The sequence below is a fragment of the Saccharibacillus sp. CPCC 101409 genome (genome assembly GCF_030518235.1).
Classification (GTDB): Bacteria; Bacillota; Bacilli; order Paenibacillales; family Paenibacillaceae; genus Saccharibacillus.
In genome coordinates this window covers 1-12,655 of record NZ_JAULSA010000007.1, presented here as the reverse complement: position 1 = coordinate 12,655, position 12,655 = coordinate 1, and the positions used below count along the sequence as shown (strand labels likewise).

The 12,655-nt window shown below is 56.4% G+C and carries 10 protein-coding genes; 3 read left to right on the top strand and 7 right to left on the bottom strand.

Annotation, left to right across the window (positions count from 1 at the left end; translation table 11 throughout):
• Positions 1-160 precede the first annotated feature (160 nt).
• Positions 161-2,113: an FAD-dependent oxidoreductase gene (locus QWJ34_RS15960; RefSeq protein WP_302729301.1), complete on the top strand. Its 1,953-nt coding sequence runs from the start codon at positions 161-163 to the stop codon at positions 2,111-2,113.
• Between the two features lie 691 nt (positions 2,114-2,804).
• Here the strand turns inward: QWJ34_RS15960 and QWJ34_RS15955 are convergent.
• The 3 genes from QWJ34_RS15955 to QWJ34_RS15945 form a co-directional block, all read right to left on the bottom strand.
• Positions 2,805-3,182 carry a DUF2750 domain-containing protein gene (locus QWJ34_RS15955; protein ID WP_302729299.1) on the bottom strand — a complete coding sequence of 126 codons (378 nt, stop codon included), beginning with the start codon at positions 3,180-3,182 and terminating at the stop codon, positions 2,805-2,807.
• Positions 3,183-3,294: 112 nt separating this feature from the next.
• Positions 3,295-5,385: an ABC transporter ATP-binding protein gene (locus tag QWJ34_RS15950; protein WP_302729298.1), complete on the bottom strand. Its 2,091-nt coding sequence runs from the start codon at positions 5,383-5,385 to the stop codon at positions 3,295-3,297.
• Complete coding sequence (locus QWJ34_RS15945; protein WP_302729297.1) at positions 5,372-6,307, bottom strand: MerR family transcriptional regulator; 936 nt, start codon at positions 6,305-6,307, stop codon at positions 5,372-5,374. The genes QWJ34_RS15950 and QWJ34_RS15945 overlap by 14 nt, the downstream gene beginning before the upstream one ends.
• A 217-nt stretch (positions 6,308-6,524) precedes the next feature.
• Between QWJ34_RS15945 and QWJ34_RS15940 the strand changes: the two genes are divergently transcribed.
• Positions 6,525-7,493, top strand: a complete 969-nt coding sequence (locus tag QWJ34_RS15940; protein WP_302729295.1) for an aldo/keto reductase — start codon at positions 6,525-6,527, stop codon at positions 7,491-7,493.
• Positions 7,494-7,665: 172 nt separating this feature from the next.
• On the opposite strand, the gene QWJ34_RS15935 is transcribed toward QWJ34_RS15940, so the two are convergent.
• Together QWJ34_RS15935 and QWJ34_RS15930 are read right to left on the bottom strand one after the other, a co-directional pair.
• The gene (locus QWJ34_RS15935) at positions 7,666-8,370 is read right to left on the bottom strand and encodes a DUF4276 family protein (RefSeq protein ID WP_302729294.1); all 705 of its coding nucleotides are present in this window, start codon (positions 8,368-8,370) and stop codon (positions 7,666-7,668) included.
• Positions 8,360-9,565 carry an AAA family ATPase gene (locus QWJ34_RS15930; protein ID WP_302729293.1) on the bottom strand — a complete coding sequence of 402 codons (1,206 nt, stop codon included), beginning with the start codon at positions 9,563-9,565 and terminating at the stop codon, positions 8,360-8,362. Before QWJ34_RS15930 ends, QWJ34_RS15935 begins: the two co-directional genes overlap by 11 nt.
• 238 nt (positions 9,566-9,803) lie before the next feature.
• On the opposite strand from QWJ34_RS15930, the gene QWJ34_RS15925 reads away from it, so the two are divergent.
• Complete coding sequence (locus QWJ34_RS15925) at positions 9,804-10,478, top strand: MgtC/SapB family protein (RefSeq protein ID WP_302729631.1); 675 nt, start codon at positions 9,804-9,806, stop codon at positions 10,476-10,478.
• Positions 10,479-10,546: 68 nt separating this feature from the next.
• On the opposite strand, the gene QWJ34_RS15920 is transcribed toward QWJ34_RS15925, so the two are convergent.
• The gene (locus QWJ34_RS15920; protein ID WP_302729292.1) at positions 10,547-11,539 is read right to left on the bottom strand and encodes a M42 family metallopeptidase; all 993 of its coding nucleotides are present in this window, start codon (positions 11,537-11,539) and stop codon (positions 10,547-10,549) included.
• Positions 11,540-11,753: 214 nt separating this feature from the next.
• Positions 11,754-12,464, bottom strand: a complete 711-nt coding sequence (locus tag QWJ34_RS15915) for a hypothetical protein (protein ID WP_302729290.1) — start codon at positions 12,462-12,464, stop codon at positions 11,754-11,756.
• Between the last annotated feature and the right edge of the window lie 191 nt (positions 12,465-12,655).

The window sequence follows — 12,655 nt, the reverse complement described above, 5'->3', positions numbered from 1 at the left end:
GTATGCCCAAAAAGCCTAATTTGCTTGTCCGGCCCGCTTTTTGCGCTTCGATTGGGGCTTCAACCCGCCGTATAATAATGCTTACATAACGTTTGCAGACGACAAAGCCAACCGTTTGAAAATCATCCTTAGCCGGATTTTGGAAAGGAATTTTACTTTTATGCTGCGTAGAAACTGGAAAAAGCTGACCCTTGCCGCACTCGCCGCATTTGTGCTGCTTGCCGGAGCGGGACTTTTTACTTTCCGCCACCTTCAGCACTCTCTTCTCGTCAACCACGGCGTTCCCGAAGAGCTTCTTCCCGTCGTCTCCGTAGAGACGGTATCGGACGAATACGACGTCGTCGTCGCCGGCACCGATCCGGAAGGCGTCACCGCCGCAATCTCGTCCGCCCGCAACGGCCTCAAGGTGCTGCTGGTCGACGGACACGATCGGCAGATCCTCGGCGGCTTGATGACCGTGGGCTGGCTGAATATGATCGATCTCAACTATTCGCCGAAGCAGCCGTTCTTTTTCCCGCAGCTGCGCGAACCCCATTATTTGAACAAAGGCATTTTCCAGGAATGGTACAACGCGTTCGACGGCACCTCGTTCGACGTGAACGTGGCCGCCAACGCTTTCTATAAAATGGTCAAAGCCGAGCCGAACATCGATCTGCTGATGGAAACGCAAAGCATGGAGCCGGTGGTGGAAACCGCAGACGGGGAAAGCAAAGTCACGGGCATGAATCTGGTGCTGAAAGACGGTTCCCGCAAAACGGTGCAAGCTTCGGCGGTGATCGACGCGACCCAGAACGCCGATGTCGCGGCCGCGGCCGGCGCCGGATTCACGCTGGGACGCGAAGATATCGGGGACACCAAAAGCGTCATGGCTTCCACGCTCGTCTTCCGCATGAAAGGCGTGACCCAGGAAATCTGGCAGAAGCTCGGCAAACACGAAGACACGGGCATCGACCGCATGAGCGTCTGGGGATATAACGAAGCGCGCGAGTACACGCCGAGCGATCCGACGCTCGTGCGCATGCGCGGGCTGAATATCGGGCGTCAGAACGACGGCACTATCCTGATCAACTCCATGCAGCTGTTCGGCGTCGATCCGCTCGATCCCGAGTCGATCCAAAAAGGCATCGAAGTCGGCACGGCAGAAGCGCCGCGTATCGTCGAATACCTCAAGCAGCGCTTCCCGGAGATGGCGACGCTCGAATACGACGGCGTGGCCAGCGAGCTTTACTTACGCGAATCGCGCCATCTCAAGTCCGAATACCGGCTGACGCTGGCGGACGTGATGGAGAACCGCACGCACTGGGACGATATCGCCTTCGGTTCGTACCCGGTCGATATCCAGAGCACGAACGACGGCCGCATCGGCACGGTGCTGATGAAGCCGAGCCAGTACGGCGTCCCGCTGCGCACCCTGATCCCGCAGAACCTGGAAGGGCTGCTCGTCGTCGGCCGCTCCGCCGGATTCGACACGGCGCCGCACGGCAGCTCGCGCACGATTCCGGTCGGCATGGCGACCGCCCAGGCGGCGGGCGCGGCCGTCAAGCTGGCGCAGTACAAGCACATCACGCTGCACGAACTGGCCGCTTCCGAATCGGAAGTCGCGGAGCTGCAGAAGATGCTGCGCAAGCAGGGCATGGACCTGTCGCGGCCGGATCTGCCGGAGCCGGAATATATGAAGCATAAAGACTATGCGGGCCTGCTGACCGTCGCCAATATGTACCTGACGTCGGGCGGCTACGAAAACGACGGCTGGAATATCGACGGCGACGCCAACGTCCAGCGGTTCTTCAACGCCGTGCGGGTCGTGCGCTCGCTGCATCCGGATTTCTTCCCGGGCGAGATGCAGGGCGTGCTTGCGAGCTTCGCCGATCCGGCGGCGCAGGCGCTGACGCTGGAGACGGCCGCCGGCCTGATCGCAAGCGCGATGGACCTGAGCGTGCCGCAGGGCGGAGCGTTGGACGCGCTGGTCGCGGACGGCCTGCTGCAAAGCGGTACGCTGGAATCGATCGGCGACACGAACAAGCTGACCAACGGCGATTTCTACATGCTGCTGCACGATCTGGCCGCGCATTTTCTGACGCCGGAGAATCCGGACGACGCTCTGAAGCCTTGACTTGACGCCTTGAAGCCCAATCGGACAGACCGGCCGCGCTTTCGCCGGGCGGAAGCCGCGCGCCGAACCTCGTACACGTCAAAAAGGACACTCGCCGGAGTGTCCTTTAAAGTGTCGGGAAACGATTTGCTGTAACCCTAATGCGGCAACAAGAATCTAAAATAGCTGCGTATATGCCTTTATTCAAGCTTAATCTTACGTTTTCGAGAAAATAGCTGCGCTCATACACTTATTTCGAGCTTTTTCGCTTTGATTCGGCCTTTGGCTCCCGAATAGCTGCACCTGCGTCGCTATTTGAAGAAATCGAAGGGTTTCGTCCAAAATAAGTGTACCTATGCCGCTATTTTTCGTTTGGAACAATATCCGGCTGTCGAGAAAGTCCTATTCGCAAAATCAGATTAAGGGCTACAGGAGAAATTCGTTCCGGTCGTGTGTTGAAATCGGGAAGAAGGATTAGATTTTAGGGGAATCTTCCCGATTTCAAAGGCGAACGCTATCAAGCATAGGCTTCCGAAGTGACTTTCTCCGAAAGTCTGTACCTCCACTGAATTTCTCCCTCCGCCCTTTCGCTTTGCTCAGAACCAGACTTTCTCGACACGTTGAGGACACTCCCCGGAGTGTCCTTTTTCTATGCGCTTTGTTTCCGCTTCGTTCTCGCCTGCGCTCCTGCCGAATTCGGCTTCGGTCCCGCTCAGCGCTTCCCGTGCAGTTCCGCCTGCAAATCCTGCAGCAGCCGGCCCGCCTCGACGATCGCCGAGTCGCTGTTGTTGTAGAAGACCGCCGCCTTCACGCCGTCCTGCGTCAGTCTCGGCAGGATCTTCTCCATGAAGGCGTGCAGATCGAGCGGCCGGCTCGAATAGCCGGACCATTCGCCGATCGCGCAGTGCTGGGCGAACTCGCTTTCCGGCCACAGCGGCAGCACCGGCAGGTCTTCCGCGTCTTCCGTCATGGCCCAGCCTTCGTTGTACAGTCCCCACAGCATTTCCGTGGACGCCGCTTTTTGGATAAAGTAAGCGTATCTCGAATCCGCCGGACGCTGGACGACGGCATTGAATTCTTTTAGGTTCATAAAGCCTCCCGTATGATTGGATCGCCAGAAATGGGTATGCCGCGTTTTCTAATCATTTACCCATAACGGGAGGCGAAGTCGTCAGGTCCGGCCGCTGCGATTTCCTTCTATTCTATATGCTTTCGCTGCGCGCGGCGCTTTCGTCCGGTTCGAACTGCCCGCGCACCAGTTTCCGGTAGAACGCGTGCGAAGCCAGCAGTTCCTCGTGCGTGCCCTGTCCGGTGGCGCGGCCGTCCTCGATCACGACAAGCTTGTCCGCGCCGCGCACGGTGGACAGGCGATGCGCGATCACGAGCGTGGTCCGCCCGCGCATCAAGGCGTCGAGCGCCTGCTGCACGAGCGCTTCGGACGCGCTGTCCAGATGCGCCGTCGCTTCGTCCAGCAGCAGGATGGCCGGATCGCGCAGGATCGCCCGGGCGATTGCCAGGCGCTGGCGCTGTCCGCCGGACAGCTTGACGCCGCGTTCTCCCGCCTGCGTTTCCAGCCCCTGCGGCAGCGACGAGATAAACGACTCCAGATTCGCCAGGCGCACCGCTTCTTCCACCGCCGCGTCCGGCGCGCTTTCCAGTCCGTAGGTCAGGTTCTCGCGGATCGTGCCGGCCATCACCGGACTTTCCTGCGACACGTAAGCGATCCGGCCGCGCCATTCCCGCAGCGGCATGTCCGCCGTCCGCGACGCGCCGTACCGAATTCGTCCTTCGCTCGGTTCGTAGAAGCGTTCGATCAGCGAGAAGATCGTCGTCTTGCCCGCTCCGCTCGGCCCCACGAACGCCGTCGTCTGCCCCGCTTCGGCCGTGAAGCTCAACTCCCGCAGAATCGGCTTGTCGGACGAGTAGCCGAAGCTTACCCGATCAAAAGCAAGCGGAAGCTGGGCGAAGCGTCCGCTTGAAGCAAGCGGACCGGATGCGGCGGCCGCTCCGGCCGGCGTCGCAGCAGCGGCCGGAGCCGCGGCGCCGTCCGGCGCGGTTTGCCGGCGCGAAGCCGCGTTTGCTTCTTCCGCCGATGCGCCGGCTTCTTCGCGCTTCTTCGGCTTTGCCGCTGCCGCAGCTCCCGCCGTTTCCGCCCGATTCCCGGCCGCCGCCGGTCTCTCCGCTTCTGCGGCGTTCTCCGCTTCCTCCGGCGCAAGCTCCATAATCTCGCGAATGCGTTCGGTCGCGCCGAGCGCTTTCTGGAACTGGGTAAAGAAGGTCGCGAGCTGCGTGAACGGCACGACGATCTGGAACATGTACAGGATAATCGCCACCAGCGAGCCCGCGGTCAGCGCGCCGCGCGCCACCTGCGCGCCGCCGTAGCCGATCAGGGCGACCAGCATCAGCAGCATGATCGTCATCATCAGCGGCGATACGATCGACTGGATGCGCGCTTCGCGCAGGCCGAAGCCCATCAGCCCGGAGATCCGCTTCTCTCCCTGCGCCGCTTCGCCCGGTTCGGCCAGCGAGGACTTGACCAGGCGGATATCGGCCAGCACGCGGCCCAGATCGCCCTGGAACTGCGCCGTTTCCTGCTGGGTATCGCGCGAGATGCGGTACATGCGGCGGCCGACCGGCCACAGCAGCAGCATGGCGGCGGGAATCGCCAGCAGCGCGAACAGCGTCATTTTCCAGTCGATGGTCAGCAGGATGGCGACCGAGCCGACGATGGCGACGATGCCGGACAGAAACGAAATGATCTGTCCCGTAATAAAGTCGCGCACGATATTGGTATCGTTCGTTACCCGGCTCATCGTTTCGCCCGAAGCGCTGCGGTCGAAGAACGGGATCGGCAGCTTCAGCACCCTGCGCCACAGGTCGCGCCGCAGCCCGGCCACGATAAACTGTCCGACGTAAGACATCGTGTACATGGCGAAGCCGGACATGACCGCCTGCGCGAGAAACGCGGCCGCCAGCAGCGCGATCGTGCGTCCGGTCAGGTCGGCTGCCGAGAATCCGTCCACCATCCGGCTGGTCAGCAGCGGAATCGCCAGCGTGAATATCGTTTCGAACAGTCCCAGCACAACCGCCGCCGCGACCAGCCAGTTTCGGGGCATGTACTTCGCCACCAGACTCCAGAAGCCTTTCCAGCCCGGCGACGCCGGAGCCGTCCTTTCCTCTGTTGTCGCAGTCTGCTCCGCCGCTTTATTCCGCTGCGTCCGGACATCCCGCTCCGACCCGCTGCTGCGCCACGTCCTTTCTCCCCGATCGTCCTCGCGTTTATCTTCGTTCATGTTCCGCTCCTCCTTCGTTTTCCGCTTCGGTTCTATCGCTTTCCGGCAGCGGCTGCCCGTTCTCCATCGCCTCGGCCGCTTCGGCCGCCAGCTCCCACACCCGTTCGAGATAGCGTTCCTCGTCCGCCGTAAACGTCACCGGGAAGCTGAACGGATAAGGCGGTTCCATCCGGCCCAGCGCTTCCAGCTTCCGCAGCTCGTCTTTGGACAAAGGCCGTTCGAGCTTCGACATCACTCCGCCGATCCGCAGCATCAGATCGAGCGCGAACTGCCGCACCCGCGGATCTTCCGGCGGTACTCCTTCGCGCATCAGCTTCTTGATGCGCGAGATCCACTGCATCGATTCCCGTTCGAACGCCTGCCACTTCCCCGTGGAATCTTCTTCCGGCAGGAACATCTCCGTCAGCGACGCCGGCAGCCGCTCCCGCACCCAGCGGCGCTGTTCGCGTTCGGTCGATACGGACTGGATCATCAGCAGCAGAATCTCCGCGTCCCAGATATCCGTTTCGCCGTCTTCGGCCAGTTCGAGCGTATAGTCCAGCGTGTGCAGCATGCGGTCGAGCTGTTCTTTTTTGCCGCGCAGCAGCGTTCTCTGGCGTTCCAGCGACTGCTTGAGTTCGCCGCCTTCCGCTTCCAGCTCCCGGGCGATCCGCTCCAGCGGGTAGTCCAGGAATTTGAGCGTTAGAATCTGCTGAAGCCGGATCAGGTCGCGCCCGGTGTACAGCCGATGCCCCAGCTCGTTGTAGCCGGACGGCTCAAGCAGTCCTTTTTTATGGTAAAAACGCAGCGTCCGCTCCGTCACTCCCGTCAATTTGGCGAATGCGCCGACCGTGTAGACCTTGTCTTCCGGCTTTTTGCAGCCCGCGTTTTCTTCCGAATCTTCCTCGCAGATCCTTTTGGCCGATTCGATATCTCCGTCCATTTCGTTCACTCCTTTTATCCCGCCTGAATTCAGTATAGGGGTTGACGTAACGTCATGCGCAAGCGCGAACTTCGGATTTACGGATTTCTGCAAAAAAAATGCCGCCGGAACGCTTTTTGTTCGTTCGCCGGACGCAAAAAGGGTTAAAGGATTAAGCGTTTCCATTTAAACGGACGCAAAACTTCGACAAACCAGAAGCCGAGGAGGATGTTCGCACATGAACTACAGGACACTGGGCAAAACGGGCTTGAACATATCGGAGATCGGGTACGGGGCATGGGGGATCGGCAATACGGGCTGGCGCGGCGCGGACGACGCGGAATCGCTGCGCGCCCTGAACCGGGCGGTCGACCTGGGGCTGAACTTTATCGATACGGCACTCGGGTACGGGGACGGACACAGCGAGAAGCTGGTCGGCCAGGTGGTGCGCGAGCGCTCCGAGACCGTCTATGTGGCATCCAAGATCCCGCCGAAGAACGGACAGTGGCCGGCGCGAGCGGGCGTGCCGTCAAGCGAAGCGTTTACCGCCGAGCATGTGATCTCTTCCACCGAAACCAGTCTGCGCAACCTCGGTCTCGACACGATCGACGTGCAGCAGTTCCACGTATGGTCGGACGAATGGGTCGGACAGGGCGATTGGCTGGAAGGCGTGCGGAAGCTCAAAGAGCAGGGCAAGATCCGCCATTTCGGCGTCTCGATCAACGACAACCAGCCGGCGAACGCGATCAAACTGATCGAAAGCGGCGTCGTGGACAGCGTGCAGGTAATCTACAACATTTTCGAACAGGCGCCCGAAGACGAACTGCTGCCGGCGTGCGAGAAGCATAATGTCGGCGTCATTGTACGCGTCGCGCTGGACGAAGGCGGGCTGACGGGCAGCATCGAGCCGGACACGACGTTCGACGAAGACGACTTCCGCAGCCACTACTTCCGCGGCGAGCGCAAGCAGCAGGTGTACGACCGCGTGCAGAAGATCGTGTCGGACCTCGGTATCGGCGAAGACCGTATTGCGGAAACGGCGCTGCGCTACGTGCTCAGCCATCCGGCCGTCTCGACCGTCATCCCGGGCATGAGATCCGTGCGCAACGTGGAGCGGAACATGAAGATCGGCGACGGCCGCGGCCTGCCGAAAGAGCAGATCGAACTGCTGAAGAAGCACCGCTGGGAGCGGAATTTCTACGCATAAACCATTTACTTGGGATCATCGCGAAAACAAAGCCATTCAAAATTAAATTTCCCGGAATACGCCGAATAAAGCATACTGCTTGATACTTTGTCCCACTTCAAATGACGAGCGTAGCCTTACACTCATTTGGGATCAAGTACCAGCGGTATGCTTTCTTTGACGTCTTTTCATCCTATCTCAGCAGCTCTTGCGCTTTTTCGATGAATGGGGGAAAGCTTATCGGACAGTTCTTTTCCATAGTATCGATATTGATGTTTTCAACAATCTCACAGAAGGTTTCTCTGCTGGCTGACTGTCCAATGGATTCCAAAATTTTTTGCAGTTTGTTTTTCGGAAAATCACTATTGGGATTATGACGGTCTCCCCATAACAGTTCAGGTCGGCCTGGAAGTGTTACCCGTCTATTAAAAGCCTTTAAAAAAGCCTCGGGGTCGGATAACAACCAGGATTCCAGCATTCTTAAAGGAATAATTGGAATACCGTTAATTCTTAAAAATGAAAATGCCGAAACCGCTTCGTTATACGCATCCCGAGAAGCGGAACGGGCTTGAACTTCGCTGTTGCGAGTCCCCGTTTCCCGGTCGGTATCTCCATAATAAGCAATAATATCGTATTTCATCTCGTGCATACCCGCATAAATAAAAAGCTTTTGTATGATCTTAGCGTGCCCTTCCAAACGGGGCTGTCCTTTCTTTTTCAAAGTATTGATTTGAGTAATTTCTTTTTTATGAGGCGGCTTTATAAATTCAAGAGATATCTGAGGATTTATTTTTTGAAGAAGTCTAACGATGCAACCTTGTGACCAATTCCCATACGGGTCCACCGTTCCTACATCCGTCGGTCCTTCCCCGTAAATCAGGACTTTTTTAATTAGCATCTTTTTCTCCCGAATGAACCAAGGTTTTCATTAGCGCTTCTTCAATTTCAGCTTGTTCGAAGTTAAGCCAAATCTCTCCGGGATTCATATAGTCGAGCTGTCTGGCTAATTCAGGACTTTCAAACATTTTTTGCGCATGTACTCTTCCCTTGCTTGTCCTCCACAAGTAAACGATATTGTCCCGGTTAAAGTAATTCAATATGACCGGACTATGCGTTGTAACAAATATCTGCTTCTGCATGCTCTGCCCGATTTCACTTAAATAATTTACAAGTTCCGCAGCAAGATTAGGATTTATTCCATCTTCAATTTCATCCAATAAAAGGACTCTATGATTTTCTCCCAAAGCTCCCAGAGAAACGATAGCCATGATCCGAAGCAGTCCGTCGCTTACATAATTCGAATTTACAGGGTATGGGTCCGAACCGAAGAACTTCTCGCTAAGGCCCAAATGAACGTGACCATACTGCTTTTTTTGCGTAAATACTTTTTCTAAATAAGGATAGTAATCTTTGAGCTTTGAATTGATTTTATCTTTGTTTTCCTGAGATAAATTATGAAGAAACGATCCCAGCCTTTCTCCGCCGATCCCAAGATCGTTGGAGTCGTATCGGCTGGTTTTACGCATAAAATCCGGCGAAAGCAATTCAAACGACTTGATGCTGGAAATATATTCTTTCAACATACTGAGCTGAGGAAACCTGTACGTGTAATCTTCCTGGGAAGGATCGATAAGCGAAAGCATAGATCCGTTAAGCTGCATTTCGGGAAAAGTATCGAATTTGCTTTTTGAGAAATCAAACCATCCTAAACTTTTACTGTCTCTCGCTAAAAGTATCGTTCGTTCGTGTCCAACCGTTATCTTCTCGCGAATACAGGTAAGCTCGTTCTTTTTAGCCACAAGAGTAAAATCCCATTGCAAGTTCTGATCTTCCAAAGCAAAGCGAACAGAAAAATTCATATTTCTTTTGGATGCATGATAAAGCTTCGATTTCAGTTCTGCCGCTTTCCAGTTATGTTTATACAAGTAATCTTCCAGCTTTCCTATACCAAAATACGAAAGCAGATCTACAGCCTGCAGCACCGTACTTTTACCTACGGAATTTGTGCCTATGAAAACAGTTAATCGACTGGTGAATTCAATCTCGAAATCTTGCAGCGACTTAAAGTTGTCCACGTATAAACTTTTGATCAAGGAGATCACCTCCGCTATTAACATTGCTTGTCGCTTCATTATATCTTAAACACATGGATTTCGCGCAAGTTGTAGTCGTCGAAGAAAAGTTCTTGAAATGGAATGTTAGCGCTACAATCCTTTTATGGTTATATTGATTCCTTTCCATTCATTCGAATAAAAACGGCCCTGTCTTTATGTCAATTATGGTATAATATACGTTCATGAAAAAGGAGGCGAGATCGTGGGTATTCATCATCTGTTTCAACTGGACTATCTGCTTCGGCTGATTGCCGCTTCGGCGTGCGGGGCTTCGATCGGGTACGAGCGCAAGAACCGGATGAAAGAAGCCGGCGTGCGCACCCACTTTATCGTGGCGATCGGCTCGGCGCTGATGATGATCGTCTCGAAATACGGCTTCCAGGATCAGATCGGCTGGGATAATATGTCGCTCGATCCGTCGCGGGTCGCGGCGCAGGTCGTATCCGGCGTGGGCTTTCTCGGAGCCGGCATCATCTTCATGCAGCGCGAAACGATCAAAGGGCTGACCACGGCCGCGGGTATCTGGGCGACGGCGGGCATCGGGCTCGCGGTCGGCTCGGGTCTGTATTTCGTCGGCATCGCCGCCACGCTGCTTGTGATCTTCGGACAGGTTCTGCTGCACGGCAAATTCAAATGGCTGTCCTCGCTGTCTTCGCCCAAAACGGAAGTGCTCACGCTCCAGATCCTCAACGAACCGGGTTCGGCGCAGCATCTGCGCGAAATCTTCCAGCGGCACAGCGCCGCGATCCTGAGCTTGAAGATCAAAGACAGCAAAAAGACCGCCGGCACGCTGGATGTCAAAGCGGTCATCCGCGTCGCGGGCGGGTTCGATACGCCACAGCTTGTCTGCCGGCTCCAGGACGATCCGCAGGTGGCGGCGGTGGAGTATTGAACGGGGCGGAAGCGCCGATTCAATAAGCTTCCGCCAGATCCACCGGACCTCCTTTTCCCGGAATTTCTCTAGAAATCATACCGTTCGTTCACAAAATGCGTCAGCAGCCGGGTCGCGTGGTCCACGTCTTTCAGACTCGCCAGCGTATTCGCGCAGTGCGCATAGCGGGTCACGACGGACAAACCGGCCGCTTTGACGCCGAAATGCGACTGGTTGATCGAGCTGGCGTCCGTGCCGCCGACGTAGATCACATCGAGCTGATACGGAATACCGTTTTGCTCGCTCAGCTTTTTCAGCGTGGAGACCAGCAGCTCGTCGCAGATCACCGAAGTGTCGGACACTTTGATCGCCGGCCCGGCTCCGACCGCGTTGCTGCCCGTCAGATCGCCGGGCGTGTCGTGCGCGGGCGTAATATCGACCGCAAGACCGATATCCGGCTTGATCCGCTCGGCGGCGACCCTCGATCCCCGGCAGCCCACTTCTTCCTGCACCGTAAACACGAAATACACGTCGTTGTAGCATTCCTTCAGCGATTTGAGCGACTCGATCATCATATGGCAGCCGACCCGGTCGTCGATCGCTTTGGCTACCGCAAACCCTCCGGCCAGCTCGGTGTAAGGCCCGATGTACACCGCGTTGTCGCCCACATTCACGTGCTTTTTGACTTCTTCTTCGCTTCTGAGCCCGATATCCACATACAGCTGGGTAAAATGCTTGAGGTCGTCGGGCGGCACGCTGCTGCCGATTACGCCGACCGTGCCGTTGGTAAATACGATTCTCGACATATACGCGCTGCGCAGATGGGAGTAGCCGAGAAACTTGATGCGGATCAGTCCGTCTTTCTCGATCTTGATGACCTGGAAGCCTACCTCGTCCATATGCGCCGCGGCCATAATGGTCTTCTTGTGTTCGCCGGTTCCTTTCTTGAACACGATCAGATTGCCGATGGCGTCGGTGGTTACTTCGTCGGCATACGGAGCGACCTGCTCCTCGATAAACGTTCGCACTTCTCCTTCATACCCGCTCAAACCGCTGATCTGCGTCAATTGCTCAAACGACATAACGGATCTCTTCCTTCCTCTGCGAGAGTAATAAATAGGGGATGCTTCAATAACCAATAAACAATGAGATCCGAAATAAACGATGAATCCCGCGATGAAATCGAAAATTAAGAAGAATGAAGAATATACAAGAATATAAATGACAGGCGAAGTTATGCCCGTGCGAGGCTTCCACCGGCCCGGGCTTGAGCGTCCCGCAGATCGGCATAACCTCCTAATCGTTCGGCTCTGCGCTTCGGTTCCACCGCGCTTTGGCAAACAGCCGCTCCTTCGTTTTGCGATCCTGCTCGCCGGCTTCCGGTTCGGCGAAGCGGCGCAGCGCTTCCGGCCGGACCGCCCGCCGGTCGAGCGCGTAATCCAGCGTAGAGAACGCGCGCAGACGCAGCAGACGCGACACTTCTTCGGCGTCCAATTCCCCGCCCGCTTTTACTTTCTCCCTGCACCGGAACGCCGCCGATTCTTTGACGAAAGCTTTGGCTTCCATGACTTCCGCCAGCCGCTCGATCTGCGTTTCGGTAACACGGTCTTCTTTCAAACCCTGCACGACAAGACTCTCCACCGCGATATAGCGGTTAGCCCGGTACTCCGCGACGATCCGCTGCACGAATTCGTCTGTCCAGATCTCGCCCCGCCGTTTGGATTCGTGCAAAAAATGCGTCCATACGATATGTTCCCGGGCCTCCCGCTCCAGCACGGTATCGTTCAGGATCGGATAGAGGTTCGACAGCGCCCGCGCGGATAAACAGCCGTTCAGTGTCATTCGCTCGCCGCGATCCATCTTCGTCAGCACGCGGTTGATCGCGGCGGCGGTTTGGCGGGCATCCGGCGGGGAGGCGGGATCGGCGCGGGAGTCGAAATGGGGATCGAAACGTGAAGCCGGGATTGGAGCGTTAAGCAGGTGTTCGATCGCTTCGATGTTGTTCATGCTTGCCCTCCTTATCGGGTTGTGCGGACGCTGGGTTAGCGAGCATCGACCGCCTAGAGAAAAATAACGTCGCAGATACACTTAATTCTCTCTAAAAACGCTCTTTTGCGAAAATAACTGCAGGAGTAGTTACTACTTAGCACCCCACCAGCGAGGTACGGTGGCGTAAGGCGTAGGTCAACGAATCGAGG